Origin of the sequence: Alteromonas sp. K632G, from assembly GCF_017653625.1 — a bacterium.
Classification (GTDB): domain Bacteria; phylum Pseudomonadota; class Gammaproteobacteria; order Enterobacterales; family Alteromonadaceae; genus Alteromonas; species Alteromonas naphthalenivorans.
Genome location: NZ_JAGGDM010000008.1, coordinates 26,882 through 41,351, shown reverse-complemented (window position 1 = coordinate 41,351; position 14,470 = coordinate 26,882). Strand labels below are relative to the sequence as shown.

General features: G+C 43.8%; 16 protein-coding genes. 12 read left to right on the top strand and 4 right to left on the bottom strand.

The window, feature by feature from the left end; all coding sequences use genetic code 11:
• Window positions 1-83 precede the first annotated feature (83 nt).
• The 3 genes from ybeD to lipA are packed head-to-tail and all read left to right on the top strand — an operon-like array spanning window position 84 to window position 1,959.
• Window positions 84-347, top strand: coding sequence for a DUF493 family protein YbeD (gene ybeD / locus J5X92_RS09505; protein ID WP_013784374.1), 264 nt, complete (start codon window positions 84-86; stop codon window positions 345-347).
• Window positions 348-1,004, top strand: coding sequence for a lipoyl(octanoyl) transferase LipB (gene lipB / locus J5X92_RS09500; RefSeq protein WP_126872220.1), 657 nt, complete (start codon window positions 348-350; stop codon window positions 1,002-1,004).
• A complete protein-coding gene (gene lipA / locus J5X92_RS09495) occupies window positions 997-1,959 on the top strand; it encodes a lipoyl synthase (protein ID WP_013784376.1) in 963 nt (320 codons plus the stop codon). The genes lipB and lipA overlap by 8 nt, the downstream gene beginning before the upstream one ends.
• A 93-nt stretch (window positions 1,960-2,052) precedes the next feature.
• Here the strand turns inward: lipA and J5X92_RS09490 are convergent, their stop codons facing one another.
• Complete coding sequence (locus J5X92_RS09490; RefSeq protein ID WP_208805587.1) at window positions 2,053-3,930, bottom strand: DUF885 domain-containing protein; 1,878 nt, start codon at window positions 3,928-3,930, stop codon at window positions 2,053-2,055.
• 163 nt (window positions 3,931-4,093) lie between these two features.
• On the opposite strand from J5X92_RS09490, the gene ansA reads away from it, so the two are divergent.
• Together ansA and J5X92_RS09480 are read left to right on the top strand one after the other, a co-directional pair.
• Window positions 4,094-5,101, top strand: a complete 1,008-nt coding sequence (ansA, locus tag J5X92_RS09485) for an asparaginase (protein ID WP_013784378.1) — start codon at window positions 4,094-4,096, stop codon at window positions 5,099-5,101.
• A gap of 9 nt (window positions 5,102-5,110) precedes the next feature.
• On the top strand, window positions 5,111-5,953 hold the full coding sequence (locus tag J5X92_RS09480) for a DUF2797 domain-containing protein (protein ID WP_126872217.1): 843 nt from the start codon (window positions 5,111-5,113) through the stop codon (window positions 5,951-5,953).
• 284 nt (window positions 5,954-6,237) lie between these two features.
• Here the strand turns inward: J5X92_RS09480 and J5X92_RS09475 are convergent, their stop codons facing one another.
• Window positions 6,238-6,789 (bottom strand): NAD(P)H nitroreductase, encoded by a 552-nt coding sequence (locus tag J5X92_RS09475; RefSeq protein ID WP_126872216.1) that lies wholly within the window; start codon window positions 6,787-6,789, stop codon window positions 6,238-6,240.
• Between the two features lie 91 nt (window positions 6,790-6,880).
• Entirely contained in the window at window positions 6,881-7,498 is a 618-nt protein-coding gene (locus J5X92_RS09470) for a DoxX family protein (protein WP_126872215.1), read from the bottom strand.
• A gap of 60 nt (window positions 7,499-7,558) precedes the next feature.
• On the opposite strand from J5X92_RS09470, the gene J5X92_RS09465 reads away from it, so the two are divergent.
• The 3 genes from J5X92_RS09465 to J5X92_RS09455 all read left to right on the top strand — a co-directional run bounded on the left by J5X92_RS09465 (window position 7,559) and on the right by J5X92_RS09455 (window position 10,267).
• Window positions 7,559-7,768, top strand: coding sequence for a hypothetical protein (locus tag J5X92_RS09465; RefSeq protein WP_013784382.1), 210 nt, complete (start codon window positions 7,559-7,561; stop codon window positions 7,766-7,768).
• 101 nt (window positions 7,769-7,869) lie between these two features.
• A complete protein-coding gene (gene sppA, locus J5X92_RS09460; protein WP_013784383.1) occupies window positions 7,870-9,735 on the top strand; it encodes a signal peptide peptidase SppA in 1,866 nt (621 codons plus the stop codon).
• 25 nt (window positions 9,736-9,760) lie between these two features.
• Window positions 9,761-10,267 (top strand): SprT family zinc-dependent metalloprotease, encoded by a 507-nt coding sequence (locus tag J5X92_RS09455; protein ID WP_083820145.1) that lies wholly within the window; start codon window positions 9,761-9,763, stop codon window positions 10,265-10,267.
• A 56-nt stretch (window positions 10,268-10,323) separates the two neighbouring features.
• Here the strand turns inward: J5X92_RS09455 and yfbV are convergent, their stop codons facing one another.
• The gene (yfbV, locus tag J5X92_RS09450) at window positions 10,324-10,773 is read right to left on the bottom strand and encodes a terminus macrodomain insulation protein YfbV (protein WP_013784385.1); all 450 of its coding nucleotides are present in this window, start codon (window positions 10,771-10,773) and stop codon (window positions 10,324-10,326) included.
• A gap of 606 nt (window positions 10,774-11,379) precedes the next feature.
• Here yfbV and trxB point away from each other — a divergent pair.
• The 4 genes from trxB (at window position 11,380) to infA (ending at window position 14,149) form a co-directional block, all read left to right on the top strand.
• Entirely contained in the window at window positions 11,380-12,345 is a 966-nt protein-coding gene (gene trxB, locus J5X92_RS09445; RefSeq protein WP_208805586.1) for a thioredoxin-disulfide reductase, read from the top strand.
• A 53-nt stretch (window positions 12,346-12,398) separates the two neighbouring features.
• Window positions 12,399-13,145 (top strand): leucyl/phenylalanyl-tRNA--protein transferase, encoded by a 747-nt coding sequence (gene aat / locus J5X92_RS09440; RefSeq protein WP_013784388.1) that lies wholly within the window; start codon window positions 12,399-12,401, stop codon window positions 13,143-13,145.
• Window positions 13,142-13,855 (top strand): arginyltransferase, encoded by a 714-nt coding sequence (locus J5X92_RS09435; RefSeq protein WP_013784389.1) that lies wholly within the window; start codon window positions 13,142-13,144, stop codon window positions 13,853-13,855. Before aat ends, J5X92_RS09435 begins: the two co-directional genes overlap by 4 nt.
• A gap of 75 nt (window positions 13,856-13,930) precedes the next feature.
• Window positions 13,931-14,149 carry a translation initiation factor IF-1 gene (gene infA, locus J5X92_RS09430; RefSeq protein ID WP_013784390.1) on the top strand — a complete coding sequence of 73 codons (219 nt, stop codon included), beginning with the start codon at window positions 13,931-13,933 and terminating at the stop codon, window positions 14,147-14,149.
• Window positions 14,150-14,470: the final 321 nt, after the last annotated feature.

Sequence of the window (14,470 nt, the reverse complement as noted above, 5' to 3'; positions counted from 1 at the left end):
CCTCGCTACACTAGTTCAAGGGCGGCCTGATTGATATAATCGGGCCGTTTTTGTATTTAATGACTGTATAAAAAGGATATCGCATGGATACCCGTTTCGATGAACTTCTAGATTTTCCGACAAATCAAACATTTAAAGTAATGGGCATCGCCCATGACGATTTACCTAATCACGTAATTGAGTGCTTACAGCAGCACGCGCCAGGTGATTATTCACCCGCAGTGAAGCCAAGCAGCAAAGGTAATTACCATTCTGTATCGGTAAGTGTACGAGTGACCAGCAAAGAGCACATGGAAACTATTTACACTGAACTTGCTAAGTTAGAACTTGTAAGAGTCGTACTATAAGTGAGCACCCTAACCGACTCTGTCATTATTCGGCAACTTGGCAGACAAAGCTACGAGCCCATATGGGCTGCCATGAAAGCGTTCACGGATGAACGTGATGATACGACTGAAGATGAAATTTGGCTGGTTGAGCACGACCCTGTATTCACACAAGGTCAAGCAGGCAAAGCTGAACACATTTTGATGCCCGGTGACATTCCCGTGGTGCAAGTCGACAGAGGCGGTCAGGTAACCTATCACGGCCCAGGCCAACAGGTTATCTATCTTCTTATTAATATTCGAAGACGCAAGCTAGGTGTACGTCACTTAGTGACTGCGATGGAAGATGCTGTGGTAGGCTTAATGGCCAAATACGGTGTTACCGCCTACCCTAAACCCGATGCACCAGGGGTTTATGTAGATGAGAAAAAAATTTGCTCACTAGGGTTAAGAATTCGTCACGGTTGCTCATTTCATGGATTGGCATTAAATGTTAGTATGGATTTGTCACCGTTTCAGCGCATTAACCCATGCGGTTATGCAGGTATGGAAATGATTGATACCGCCAGTCTGAATGGCCCAGATTCGATAAGTGTTGCCGGTGAAGTTCTCACCGACTTACTACTTGAAGCGCTTTCCATTACGGAAAAACGACATAAAGAAGGTTTTGATGAGTAACGCACGACCTGTAGCTGGAGTTAAACTCCGCGACGACGAAAAAGTAAAACACATTCCTGTCACCATTATTCCTACTGAAAAGGAAGAAATGCTGCGCAAGCCTTCGTGGATCAAAATTAAGCTGCCACGCAGCACCGATAAAATTGACCATATTAAGAAGACCTTAAGAAAGAATAAACTGCATTCTGTGTGCGAAGAAGCCAGCTGCCCTAACTTAGCTGAGTGCTTCAACCATGGTACGGCAACCTTTATGATTTTGGGTGACATTTGCACCCGTCGTTGTCCGTTCTGTGATGTTGCCCACGGTAAACCACTACCGCCAAGTGCAGAAGAACCAGAAAAGCTAGCGAAAACCATTGCTGAAATGAATCTTCGTTACGTGGTAATTACCTCGGTAGACCGCGATGACTTGCGTGACGGTGGTGCACAGCATTTCGTTGATTGTATCAACGCGATTCGCGAGCACAGCCCGACGACCACAATTGAAGTGCTAGTACCGGACTTCCGTGGCCGTATGGATCGCGCATTAGAAATTTTCAAAAATGGTGTTCCTGATGTGTTCAATCACAACTTGGAAACTATTCCGCGCTTATACCGCGAGTGTCGCCCTGGTGCTAACTATCAGTGGTCACTAGACTTGCTCAAGAAATTTAAAGCGCAGCATCCAGATGTTAAGACCAAGTCTGGCTTAATGATGGGTATGGGCGAAGAAAATGTGGAAATTGAAGGCGTACTTCGCGATTTACGTGCTCACGATGTGGACATGTTAACACTTGGCCAATATTTACAGCCAAGTCGCCATCACTTCCCTGTTAAGCGTTATGTTCACCCTGATGAATTTGATGCGCTAGGCGCTTACGCCAAAGACATTGGCTTTACTCATGCAGCTAGTGGCCCAATGGTTCGCTCTAGTTACCATGCCGACCAACAGGCAGCGGGTAAAGAAGTAAAATAAATATAAAAAAAGCGGCTTTTCACAGCCGCTTTTTTATTTGCCTTTCTTTTCGCTAAGCTAAGCTATCAACTTACTCGCCTTAGCTTTTAGAATTTAGATTTTAGATTTTACTTCGTCTATCCACATCGACATCTTGTCACTCAAGATAGGCATTGGCATTGCCCCATCGGTCAGTATATTGCTGTGGAACGCTTTAATATCGAAGTCGTCACCTAAGGCTTCTGTGGCTTGATTACGTAAATGTCTGATATGACGTTCTCCCACTTTATACGCTAACGCTTGACCAGGAATAGAAATATAACGTTCTACTTCTGCCACCGCATCAGACTCAGCCATTGATGAGTTATCAAGCATATACGCAATGGCCTTTTCGCGGCTCCACCCCTTAGCATGCAGCCCTGTATCAACCACCAGGCGCATAGCACGAAGCTGTTCGTCGTTTAGTCGTCCGTACCACATGTAGGGGTCGGTAAACATGCCAAGCTCTTTTCCTAAGCTTTCCGCATACAAGGCCCAGCCTTCACTGAACACGGTATAGCCGTTGAATTTTCTAAACAAAGGTAAACCTTCCACTTCTTGCTGAATAGCTATTTGGAAGTGATGACCAGGCGCCGCTTCGTGAATACTAAGGGTTTCCAAACTAAACTTTGGCTGCGCTTTTAAATCACGAGTGTTGATATAGAAAATGCCGGGTCTACTGCCATCAGGGGCAGGAGACATGTAGCTAGCTGCTGCCGATGACGCTTCACGATAAGGTTCTACCGCTTTTACAATATAATCAGCTTTCGGAAATACGCTGAAAAGCTTGGGCAAACGGGCGTCTATATCCTTTTTCACATCGGTGTACGCTTTAATCAAAGCTTCATCAGACTCGAAGTAGAATTTATCGTCAGTACGAAGATGATCGAAAAACGCCGCTAGGTCTCCTTCAAAGCCCACGGTTTCTTTAACCGCTATCATTTCACCTAATATGCGCGACACTTCAGATAACCCAAACTCGTGCACTTCGTCAGCACTCAGCGGTAAGGTAGTATTGTCTTTAATTTTGTACTCGTACCACGCCTTTCCGTTCGGTAAATCTGAGTAACCTACGGTAGCGCGAGTGTGGGGCAAATATTCTTCTACTACGAAGTCGTGCAATTTTTGATACGAAGGTACAATCATTTCAGTGATCATTCCTTCATAGGCTGCGGCTAAACGCGCTTTTTCATCGTCGCTAATGTTTTCATTTGTTTCAAGCTGTTTTACTGGACCGTAAAACACACTCTCAGAGGCCTTTTTAACAACGTGAGCACTTAACTGCGGCACCATTTTTTCGGTGATAGCAGTCGGTAAAACCACGCCTTCCTCAATGCCTTTTTTCATATACTGGATTACGCTATCGATAAACGCTACGTAGCCTTTAGTACGTGAAATAAAGCTTTCGTAGTCTTTTACCGTAACAAACGGCTGGGCAGATTGACCCGAGCCCAGCATGGGGAAAAAAGTATGCACACCATACATTTGATTAATTGGCATGTACTGGCTACCAAACTCGTATCCCGCAATGCGGTGTTCTCTGTCGTTTTTGAAAATATGGTAGCTGATCCAGTCTTGCCCAGAAAGTTTAGACGCATCAATAGCATTAATGGCTGCTAAATACGTTTGCTCGTGCGCCTTTGATTTTGCGATAGACGCCTCGCTTAAAGGCTCGTTAAACTTATCGTTATAATCGCTCACGCCATAAAATGTCGCCATTACTGGGTTTTGTTCCAACGACTCGTTGAAATATTTAAGCGTTAAGGCGGCTAATTTTTCTGCCTCGGTTTTATTTGCATCCACTTCCATGATGTCTTTAGTTTCACTAACCGCAGACTGCAGTTGTGTAGAAACCGCTGTATTGTCATTGTCTTGCTGATGCCCTAATGCGGATGCAGCCATTAAGCCGCTCACTATGGCAGCACTAAGTAAACTTATCTTCATTGTTTTCATTATAAAAATAACCTGTCGTATATTTATTATTGATTTACGGCCTAATATTGCCTGTTACCGCCTATTGATTACAAGGTTTTTGCGCGAACAGGATGACTTTACTTTATGTGCTGTTAGAATGCCGTCATTCTGCCTAAACCCACAAAAGAAGTGAGGTTACGCAATGCGTAAACATATCTATATTGCCTACACAGGCGGCACCATCGGGATGAAACCATCAGATCATGGTTATATTCCTGCAGCTGGGTTCCTTGGTGATACATTGAATGACATGCCTGAGTTTCATCGTAGTGAAATGCCATTATTCACACTGCATGAGTACGATAACCTGATTGATTCATCGGATATGGACCCTTCTGATTGGCAGCGCATTGCCGATGATATTGCAGAAAACTATGATAAATACGACGGATTCATCATCTTGCATGGCACAGATACCATGGCGTATACAGCCTCGGCATTGAGCTTTATGCTGGAAGACTTAACCAAGCCTGTGATAGTTACTGGTTCACAAATTCCTCTTGCAGAGCTGCGTTCTGACGGTCAAGTTAACCTGCTAAACGCGCTTTACGTTGCGGCTAATTTCCCCATTGCAGAAGTCGGTTTGTTTTTCAATAACCGCTTATTACGGGGAAATCGCAGTCGTAAGGTAGATGCCGATGGATTCAGTGCCTTCGATTCACCTAACTTCCCACCACTTCTTGAAGCAGGTATTAACATCCGCCTTAAAGCCGGTGAACTTGCCACTAAGTCAGATAAACCCCTGAAGGTTTCGAGTGTAAAAGCTCAGCCCATTGGTATGGTAAGTTTGTACCCTGGCATTTCTTCAGAAGTGCTTAAAAATACCTTACAACAACCGGTAAATGCACTCATTTTATTAAGTTACGGCGTGGGAAATGCCCCCCAAAGCCCAGCCCTAATTGCTCAATTAGAATATGCAAGGGACAGGCAAATACCGGTGCTTAATTGCACCCAGTGTATGCGCGGTCGCGTCAACATGGGCGGGTATGCCACTGGGCATGGTTTACAAGAAGTGGGCGTGTTATCTGGCAGCGATATGACCCCCGAAGCAGCATTGGCAAAATTACATTATTTATTAAGTAAGAATCTGCCGTTTGAAACCATTAAAGCCAAGCTTACCCAAAACCTCTGCGGCGAGCTAAGCGAATAGGAATACACCATGACCACATCTTATAGCGGTGCGCTTAGAAAAATGCGCACTCATGCTGACGACAACAACACGGTAAACTACCAGCTTCCTATTGGAGAACACAAGGTAGATATAAACCCAGTTATCGGCCAAAAGGTTTCCCTAGATTTTACGGGCGACATTAACTGCGTACATTGCAATAGAAAGACCAAAAAAAGCTTTAGCCAAGGCTATTGCTACCCTTGCTTAATTTCATTAGCCCAATGCGATAGCTGTATTATTAAACCTGAAAAATGTCACTACCACGAAGGAACATGTCGAGAACCGCAATGGGGCGAAGAACACTGCTTTAGCGAGCACTTTGTGTACTTAGCTAACACCGGCAATGTAAAAGTCGGCATCACTCGCCACGTTACTGATGGGGTATCGTCCCGCTGGATGGATCAGGGTGCGACCCAAGCCACGGTCATGTTACGCGTAACAGACAGGCTCACCAGCGGCCTAGTGGAAATGCTTTGCAAAGAGCATATTGGCGATAAAACCAATTGGCGCACTATGTTGAAAAGTGCACCAGAACAGGTTGATTTACTTGAGGTAAAAGCCACTATATTGTCGAAAATTGCTGATGGATTAGCTCAAATTCAGCAGACAAAAGGGATACAAGCGGTGTCTGAAGCCGATGGTGAAGTGCATAACATTCACTACCCTGTTGATACTTATCCTGAAAAAATCAAATCGATTAACTTAGATAAAACCCCAGAATTTGAAGGCGTACTCACTGGAATTAAAGGCCAGTATTGGATGCTGGATGGCGACCGTGTTATCAATATCCGTAAATACGCCGGATACAATGTAAATCTGCATGTAGGATAAAGTTTGGGATAAGAGGTGGCTCAAATTGTAACACCGCCCCTTCCCGCGCAATCCGTGCAGATAATGTTGTCCTATACTTTGTCTGCACGGTTAGCTTTCTGCCTAAGCGTGTAACATAAAGTTTGTAACGCAAAGCTCGTAACGTTAATCTCGTAGCGCTAATCTCGTAGCGTTAATCTCTTAGCAATAACCTTGTAATGCAAAGCTCGTCACATAAACCTCTTAGCACCAACCCTATAGCATAAAGCGTGAAACTGCCGTCCAGCATTCAAAAAGCTAGGGGGTTAGCGCCAATATTCAAAGTAGTCAGAAGTATCACGTTCGGGTTTCGCCGCAGGTTCAAACGCTGGCGTACCTAAATATAAAAACCCAACTATCTCGTCGTCATCGTTTAAATCAAAACCACGCTTTACCGTATCGCAATGGGCATAACTTCCCGTTCTCCACATGCCATTAAACCCCTGGGCTACTGCAGCCATTTGCATAGCCATCACCCCACACGATGCAGAAGCAATTTGCTCTACACGGGGGACTTTTTCATGTTCAACATGCTTAGCAATCGCCACCACAATCATAGGTGCTCGACGAGGTAACTGCACTGCCCGCTCAATTTCTTTCTCAGACTTATCGTTATCGATAGCAGATTGCTCATATAAACTGCCTAGTTTATCTAGCCCTTTACCCTCACAAACGATAAAACGCCACGGCGTTAAACACGCATGATCAGGGGCACGAAGTGCAGCTTGCATAATGTTTTCAAGCGCATCACCTGACGGAGCAGGCGCAGTAAGTCTAGGTTGAGAGCTTCTGTTAAGCAGTAACGTAAGTGCATCCATTTCAGTATCCTATTATCGAACAAAGCGTTATGAAGATCCTACGTTCTATTATGAGAAAAGACCAGCATAGCGGGTCTATTTTAGGGGCAGGCTACCTAAAGTTGTTATCTCGCAACTTAGGGCGAAAGAAGTAATCAATACTTACATAGCGACCACCCCCATAGAAAAATAGCACCAGCAGCATCACAAAATAGGTAGCACCGAATTCAATACCATTATTTAGCACCACTAAACTACCACTGGAAGTAAGCCAATCGTAGTTGCCATACGTTTGCAGTAAAGATTTAGCAGCACTTAATTTCTCAGGTGCCGCCATGACACTGTCGTTCATCAAAATAGTGCCATCGGCTAGCCAAGATGATGCATCGGCAATGGCTAACCACCCGTTGTCGATGTGCACGGTGAATATGGCCACTAACATGGTTACCATCAACGGAATAGCCACCAACCTAGTAAGTAAACCGAGTAATAAGAATATACCGCCTACTAACTCAGCAGCAGTGGCTAGAAAAGCAAGCACGAGCGGAAATGGCAATCCCAATCCATAGTCTTCATTACCAAACCAGTCAACAATGGACGAAAAGCTGCTCGCCTTATTCCAACCAGCTTGAATCATGACAGGGGCTAAATAAAGCCTTAACAACAGTAATGGTATTCCATCTGCCACACTTAGTTTTTTAAAGAGGTTCGCGTATAATTGCTTTATCATTATCAAGCGCCTTGTTAATGGAGTTTGGTTTTTAACGTATTGTTATAGGAACGTGATGAAGTGAATAAACTTTCACTTAACAATAGAAAACAACCACGGGATACGCAAAAAACATCACCGCTTAAGCGGTTGTTTGTGCGTGGCCACAAAAAAGTAGGCTATAAAAAGACCACTGGCGACTTAATGATGCAACTAAGCGCGAATGATCATAAGCACATCGCTGAAGTGATTGCGCAATGGCTAACAGATGACGAGAATGCCCATAAGTGAGTGACTTTGCGGTACAATCACAAACAATTACAAATAAGTTAGCGATCTAGTTTCGATTCGGTAACATAATAGAGTTAAACAAACAGAAGGTAATGTAATTTATGGCTGCCAAAGGAAACTGGACTAAATCCTTATTTATTGGCCTGTGGACGGTTTTAAACTTCACCCGTAAGCTTTTTTTCAATGTCATTTTTCTGGTGATTTTTGTTGGCATAATCATTGCGATTACCTCTCAAGAAGACGACCAACTTACGGTTAAAGCGAATAGTGCGCTTTTACTTACGTTGAACGGACAACTTGTTATTGAAAAAGAGTCTGTCGATCCCTTTGAACAGTTTTTACAAGATGCCATGGGGTCAGAGCCTGATAACCCAGAAGTGCTAGTGCGTGATGTCGTAAAGGTTATCGAAAACGCTAAGCAAGACAGACGGATTAAAGCGTTAGTTTTAGACCTTCAAGGTTTATCTGGCGGCGGTTTAGACAAACTTCGCACAGTTGCGCGCGCCATCAACGATTTCAAAACCTCTGAAAAGCCTGTTTACGCTATTGGTGACTACTACACTAAAGAGCAGTACTACCTTGCGTCTCATGCGAATCACGTTTATCTCAATCCTATGGGTTCATTACTGCTAGATGGCTATGGTCGTTATGGCATGTATTTCAAAGATTTCCTGGAAAAACTTAAAGTTACTACACATATTTTCCGCGTGGGTACTTATAAATCTGCCGTAGAACCACTTATTCGCAACGATATGTCTGAAGCGGCCAAAGAAGCTGAGCGTAAATGGTTAGACGGTTACTGGCAGCAATATAAAGAAGACGTTGCTGCGGCCCGTGGCATCCCACTTTCCAACTTTGATGAAACCTTGGAAGGCTTACTGGCTAAGTTTGAACAAGCTGGTGGGGATTTTGCAAATTACGCATTACAAAATAATTGGGTAGATGCACTAAAAACCCGAGAAGAGGTTCGCGTTGAACTTACCGGTCTTGTGGGCGAAAACGAAGACAATCACGGTGTTAACGTGACTAACTTTAACACCTACTTGAAAGTCGTTAATCCTCCCCTACCGTCTATCAATAGTGACATCGATAAGGTGGCTATTGTGGTAGCGAAGGGCACTATTTTAAATGGCAATCAAAAAGCGGGCACCATTGGCGGCGACAGTACTGCACGGTTATTGCGTAAAGCACGTCTAGATGAAAACGTTAAAGCAGTAGTACTGCAAATAGATTCCCCAGGGGGCAGTACGTTAGGTTCAGAGATTATCCGCCAAGAAGTACTTGAGTTGAAAAACGCAGGTAAACCGGTGGTGGTTTCTATGAGTACTTACGCTGCATCAGGCGGTTATTGGATTGCAGCAAACGCCGATCGCATTTTTGCCAGCCCAAGCACTATTACTGGCTCTATCGGCGTATTCGGCATGTTTATGACATACGAAAACTCACTTGATTACTTAGGCATTCATAGTGATGGTGTTGGCTCGAATGAGCTAGCGGGTTTCTCAGCAGTACGCCCTTTAGCACCAGAATTTGGTCAAATTTTGCAACGTAATGTTGAAACTAGCTACGGTAACTTCTTATCTTTGGTATCGAACGCTCGAGATATGACGGTAGATGAAGTAGATGACGTTGCACAAGGCCGTGTATGGATTGGTACCGACGCCTTAGAACTTGGACTAGTTGATGAACTGGGCACGCTAGAAGACGCTGTTAATGCCGCGGCAGAATTCGCTGCACTAGAAAACTACGATACATTCTATGTTCAACGTACACTTTCAGCACAAGAACTGTTTTGGAAAGAGTTCTTCGGTCAAGCCTTTACGTTTGTTGGAAAGTGGCAGTTTGCTAACTCAGACTCTGCGCTAATTAATGAATTTAAACGTGTATTAGGCGAGTTCAGTATTTTCAACGAACTGAACGACCCGATGGGTACCTATATTCTTTGCCTGCAGTGCCAAGTAGAATAATTAGTCACGTAGGTAAGGTACTACTATAGCAAACCATGATTTAACCTCTCTACAGCGTCAGCACATTGCTGATGCTGTAGAAGGCTGCTACCAACGCGCTGATGAATATTTTAAGCGCACATTCCCCCGCCCTGCGCTTACCTTTAGACGCTCTGGTAAAAATGCAGGCACTGCGTTTCTTCAACAAAATCGCATTAACTTACACCCCGAACTATTCAAACAGAATGAACACGAATTTATCGAAGATGTCATTCCCCATGAAGTGAGCCATTTACTTACTTGGCAATTATTCAAAAAGGTAAAACCCCACGGTGTGGAATGGCAGGCGATTATGGTTGATGTGTTTAAGCGTCCGGCTAACGCTACCCACAGTTTTGATGTAAAAGGCGTGATTGGTAAGTTGTTCAACTATGCCTGCCTTTGCAGTTCACACCAACTGACAATAAGACGACACAACAAAATTTTAAAAGGGGCGCAGTACAAGTGCCGAAAATGCAATGGCGTACTTGTAGAAGAAAAGTTAGTTAATTAGTTGGTTAATTCGCTAGCTCGCGAACGTGCTTCGACAAAGTAACAAGCAACCGTATTTTAGCGGAACCAATGTTTAGTAAATACATTATCTAAATCATTAAAAGCAGTTTTGAGCAACGCTGCCAATTCTTTATATTTCGGTTTCGATTTGACCGACGATACATTACAACCTTCAGAGCGCATCTTGCTGTGAATATCTAGATACCAGCTATTTAACTGCGGTGGTAAGTATTGGTTTGAACGATGACCCAACCACAATAATCCCTGAAGCGGAATACTGAGAAAGAATGCACCTATAGTGATAGTTTGGGGGAAATAGTCTGTGCCCATGTTCTGAAGTAACAGTGCGCAAGAGAGTATCGCCGCAGGTGGCATGGTCTTTATAGCAAAACGCGTGGCTGCAACCACCCTACATTCAGGGAAGTAGGCATACAGTTCTTTTTTGACGGGCCAGGTTTTCATGTAGTGCTGGCCATCTTTTAGCATTGTTATCACAGACTGTGACATAAACCACCTCATTTCGCTTCAGTAAGTAGCGCACTCTGGATACTTGTTCTTATTCACTAATAGCCAGTTGGCGCCGCTTTAACGCCGTATTGGCTCGTGACTATCGCAAATTAAAACGCTATGCATATTTAAACGCTGTTTTTGCCATAAAGCTCAGTGATAATACAAACACTTAATTATTACCCCAGCGCTCAAGGTTAATATGGTGTCTAAACATGATTTCTAAAGCACAGATTTAACGTATTGCTACAACATGAATTGTAATACGAATTTCGCCTAATACAACGCAAGTTCGTCGCAATATCGCCGCCTTTTATTATAAATAATTTAAAAACAGACTTAATTGCATAATTAATTATCACCAAGTACATCAGATGGGTGACTTTTCATCATCATGAAGGCATCATAATGCCCTTCTTTCAGTGCTATTGTGCGAAGGTATCGTGTTTTTCAAAGGTATTGGCCGATTAGCAGTTGAAAAAGCAAGGTACAGTCCTTACCTAGCTACCTATAGCGTAGTGACAGCGCGACAGACAGTTGGCAAGCTTCGCTTCAAAATTATAGCAGAATTCAGCCCGGATAAATGGGCATTAGTTGGAGATACAAATGGCAGATAACAGACATGTTCGCCTACTTATTTTAGGATCGGGCCCAGCAGGCTACTCAGCGGCAGTTTATGCAGCTAGAGCAAACCTAGAACCTGTGCTTTTGACGGGGATCCAGCAAGGCGGACAGCTTACTACGACCACAGAAGTAGAAAACTGGCCAGGCGATCCTGAAGGACTAACCGGTCCTGACCTTATGGTTCGTATGCAAAAGCATGCAGAGAAGTTCGATACTGAAATTATCTTCGACCATATTAATAAAACAGACTTAACCAAGCGTCCTTTCACTCTTTATGGTGACAGTGGCACATACACGTGTGACGCCTTAATTATTGCCACAGGTGCATCTGCTAAATATCTTGGTATGGAATCTGAACAAGCGTTTATGGGTAAAGGGGTTTCGGCCTGTGCTACCTGTGACGGCTTTTTCTATCGTAACCAAAAAGTAGCGGTCATTGGCGGTGGTAATACCGCAGTGGAAGAAGCCTTGTATTTATCTAACATTGCGTCTGAAGTTCACGTTGTGCATCGCCGTGATACTTTCCGTAGTGAAAAAATTCTTGAACAGCGTCTTCGCGACAAAGCGGAAAATGGCAATGTGGTATTACACTTAGACCATACCCTTGATGAAGTCATGGGTGACGAAATGGGTGTAACGAAAATTCGTATTAAAGAAACCGATGGTGAAGCCACCGAAGAAATTGATGTAATGGGTCTTTTCGTGGCTATCGGCCACAAGCCTAATACTGACATTTTCGCTGAACAGCTTGAAATGAAAGACGGCTACATTGTGGTAAATAGCGGCTTGCATGGCAATGCAACGCAAACCAGTGTTGAAGGTGTATTTGCTGCCGGTGATGTGAGCGACCATATCTACCGTCAAGCAATAACGTCTGCGGGAACAGGCTGTATGGCTGCGTTAGATGCAGAAAAATACTTAGATGGCTTTATGCCTGAGCAAGGCTAAGCCTTGTTCGATTTCAAGCCCTGCCATTTTCAGGGCTTGATGTCTTTCCTTTTATGATAGCGCTGCCTTATTTAGACATTGATACACCCTTTCCTCCTGTATCTGAAGCACTTGACGATCCAAACGGCCTACTAGCCTTTGGCGCAGATCTTAGCGCCCAGCGTCTTTTTTCTGCCTATTCTAGCGGAATATTTCCTTGGTTTAGCGATGATGAACCCTTGTTGTGGTGGTCGCCCAATCCACGTTCTATTATCGAGTTAGATGATTTTGTGTGTTCGAAAAGTTTACGCAAACTGGCTCGACAAAAGCGCTACAAGGTGACGTTAAATCACGCCTTCGATTCTGTGATTAATGCCTGTGCCAATATTCCACGTAAGAATCCGAATTCACAAGCGCCCAGTCAAGACACCTGGATAACAGAAGATATGCAAAAAGCTTACAGTTATTTGCATCAGCTTGGTTTAGCGCATTCGGTAGAAGTGTGGGACGGTGATGCGCTTGTTGGAGGCTTATACGGCGTAGGTGTAGGGAAAGTGTATTGCGGTGAGTCTATGTTTCACAAACAAAGCAACACCTCTAAATTGGCTATGCTAGCGTTAGTTGAGCACATGAAGCGTAACGAGATGGCATTCATTGATTGTCAGCTGCCAACGGATCATCTTGCCTCACTGGGTGCGAAAACAATTTTCCGTAACGAATTTATTGAAAAACTGCAAACTAGCAACCACACTCTAACCGATGAAGGCTCTTTAACTACCGACTACATGCATCAGTGGCATCCGCAGGTTATCACACCGTGAGATTTGGAATTACGCAATCTTTTGATTGTAGCTATTTGCCCAATCAACAAGAACAATTACTGGTTTATGCCGAATCAGATAACCAGCTTGCGTGGCGTTACGGTCAACTTATTCAAGTAGGGTTTAGACGCAGCGGTGAGCAAATCTACCGCCCACACTGTCCAGACTGTCATGCCTGTGAATCGGTAAGAATACCGGTGGCTACTTTTTGTCCTTCTAAAAGTCAAAAGCGTATACTCAATCGCAACCAACATTTTGTAGTAACCAGCGCCAAGAGCGCCAATCATTTATATTACCCATTGTACGAGAAATATATTTGCGCCCGGCACACCGATGGTAGTATGTATCCGCCTTCTAGCGAACAGTTTGAAAACTTTATTTTGTGCGAGTGGAAACGCCCCCAATTTATTGAAGCCTACGATGGCGATACGTTGATTGCAGTAGCAGTGACAGACACCATCGACAATGGCGAAGAGCATCAAGCCTTATCGGCACTTTATACTTTTTACGATCCTGATTATCACTCATCGTCTCTTGGGACGTGGATGATCATGATGCAAATCGAGCAGGCAAAGCAACAAGAACGAGATTTTGTCTACTTGGGATATTACGTAGAAGAATGCCAAAAAATGTCTTATAAGCATAAATTTTTCCCTTATGAGCAATTTTCTGGCAACAAATGGCACCGTTTTGATAAAAAACCTGCTTAATCGCTTTACACGCAACGCAAGATTGGTTAATGTCTGCGCGGCAAAAAATTTGAATTACTGAGGTAACTGCTTTACATGGCAAAAGAAGATTGTATTGAAATGGAAGGTACGGTTCAAGACACCCTACCTAATACTATGTTCCGTGTTGAACTAGAGAATGGTCACGTAGTGACAGCACATATTTCTGGTAAGATGCGTAAAAACTATATCCGAATTCTTACTGGCGATAAGGTCACTGTTGAGATGACTCCTTATGACCTAACAAAAGGTCGTATCATTTATCGCGCCAGATAATGAGCCATTTAGCGGTCAACGCATTCCAAAAAAAAGCCCAATGTAAATCATTGGGCTTTTTTGTATGTGTAGAGTTAAGCCCCGCGAAGGCATTTGGCAGTACCCTAACGCTTGGGGTTTAGCATTAAAGTGTTTGGGTTTGCATTTGGGGTTTGGGTTTAGCGCTTAGTATTTGACACTTAGAATTTGGCACTTTGCATCAACAGGCAATCAAACTGCCTAGCCCTTTCACGTTTATCGCGTTTATCGCGTTAGAGGCTCAAGGTTTTAAAAACAAAAAAAATGCCACCCCCTTTCAGGCGCAGCATTTTTTATTCAACA

Excerpts from the sequence above, each read along its gene's own strand:
- yfbV (WP_013784385.1), bottom strand. The coding sequence starts at position 10,773 with ATGTCACAGTCTGTGATAACAATGCTAAAAGATGGCCAGCACTACATG.
- ansA (WP_013784378.1), top strand. The coding sequence starts at position 4,094 with ATGCGTAAACATATCTATATTGCCTACACAGGCGGCACCATCGGGATG.
- J5X92_RS09480 (WP_126872217.1), top strand. The coding sequence starts at position 5,111 with ATGACCACATCTTATAGCGGTGCGCTTAGAAAAATGCGCACTCATGCT.
- lipA (WP_013784376.1), top strand. The coding sequence starts at position 997 with ATGAGTAACGCACGACCTGTAGCTGGAGTTAAACTCCGCGACGACGAA.
- infA (WP_013784390.1), top strand. The coding sequence starts at position 13,931 with ATGGCAAAAGAAGATTGTATTGAAATGGAAGGTACGGTTCAAGACACC.
- J5X92_RS09475 (WP_126872216.1), bottom strand. The coding sequence starts at position 6,789 with ATGGATGCACTTACGTTACTGCTTAACAGAAGCTCTCAACCTAGACTT.
- J5X92_RS09470 (WP_126872215.1), bottom strand. The coding sequence starts at position 7,498 with ATGATAAAGCAATTATACGCGAACCTCTTTAAAAAACTAAGTGTGGCA.
- aat (WP_013784388.1), top strand. The coding sequence starts at position 12,399 with ATGATAGCGCTGCCTTATTTAGACATTGATACACCCTTTCCTCCTGTA.
- sppA (WP_013784383.1), top strand. The coding sequence starts at position 7,870 with ATGGCTGCCAAAGGAAACTGGACTAAATCCTTATTTATTGGCCTGTGG.
- ybeD (WP_013784374.1), top strand. The coding sequence starts at position 84 with ATGGATACCCGTTTCGATGAACTTCTAGATTTTCCGACAAATCAAACA.
- trxB (WP_208805586.1), top strand. The coding sequence starts at position 11,380 with ATGGCAGATAACAGACATGTTCGCCTACTTATTTTAGGATCGGGCCCA.
- J5X92_RS09490 (WP_208805587.1), bottom strand. The coding sequence starts at position 3,930 with ATGAAAACAATGAAGATAAGTTTACTTAGTGCTGCCATAGTGAGCGGC.